Annotated in this window: 1 protein-coding gene; it reads right to left on the reverse strand. The window is 63.5% G+C overall.

Annotation, left to right across the window (positions count from 1 at the left end):
* Window positions 1–170: 170 nt before the first annotated feature.
* A complete protein-coding gene (locus AC0L3O_RS35340) occupies window positions 171–1,151 on the reverse strand; it encodes an IS5 family transposase (RefSeq protein WP_473618139.1) in 981 nt (326 codons plus the stop codon).
* Between the last annotated feature and the right edge of the window lie 80 nt (window positions 1,152–1,231).

Raw genomic sequence — 1,231 nt, forward strand, 5'->3', positions numbered from 1 at the left:
CCTTCTCCCCTTGTGAGGGCTTTGCACGGGGGCCGAAGTTTGACGCAGATGGCGCATGGGGCGTTTTTTGAACCGCAATCAAGCCACATTCGCCCGGTTGCAGGGCATTTTTGCCCGCCTCGGGGGCCCAATTGGCCCCCCTCGGCGGATTTTGGGCAGACTCCGCCCCCTCATGCCGGCTTTCTCACCGGGAAGAGAACGGCGGTCGCCCGTTGCAGATTGTAGCTGCAGCCGGCAAGCACGCACTGCGTCCGGTTGGTCGCCAGGTTGAAGAAGCGCAGCCGCCGCATGCCGTAGCGCTGCTTGAACACCGCAAACGGCCGCTCCACCGCCGCCCGCACCTTGGAGATCAGGCGGTTGCGCTGCTTCTGGCGCGGCGTCAGCGGATGGTGCTTGTTGGGCCGATGCATCAACCGGTCCTTGATGCCGGCCTGCTTAAGCCGGGCATGCCGGGCATGGGTGTAATAGGCCTGGTCGCCATAGGCCGCCTCCTCGTCGCCGCAGATCAACGTGTCGGCCGGCTCGGTGTCGGTGATCGAAGCATCGGTGAAGTGCATCCGCCGGATCAGCGTGTGAGCCTCGTCGACGCCGTTGTGCACCTTATAGCCGAACACCGTCTTTTTGCCCTTGCGTCCCCAACGCGCATCGGGGTCGGCCGATGGCCTCGCCGACGTCTCCTCACCCTTCTTCGGCTTCGCCGGTGGGCGGGCGGCGGCCCGCATGAACGATGCATCAATCAGCGTGCCGCGCTTGAGGATCAGGCCCTTCTGCTCAAACTGCCGGGTGATCTCTTCGAACACCCGATCAATCAGCCCGTCGCGCTTCAGCTCTTCGCGGAAGCGCCACAGCGTCGAATGGTCCGGCGTGCGGTCCGACAGGCTGAAGCCGGCAAAGCGGCGGAACGACAGCCGGTCGCGCAGTTGCATCTCAAGGGCGGGGTCGCTGAGATTGTTCCACACGCCCAAAAACAGACAGCGCAGCAATGTCTCGGCTGGATAGCTGGTGTTGCCCTTGCCCGGCCCGCTGCGCTGACCAAGAAGTGCCCGGATCGGCATCCAGTCGATGAAGGTCGCAATCTGGTCGAGCTGCGTCGTATCCGACCACGCCAGCCCGTCCGCCAGACTCAGTTGACCAAGAACACGATCGACCATCCGAATCATCTCCCTCTCTTCCTTGCCCACGGAATCACCAATCCGATTCTGTGCAAAGCCCTCCTTGTGGGAGAAGGTGG

The sequence above is a fragment of the Mesorhizobium sp. WSM4810 genome (assembly GCF_055811235.1).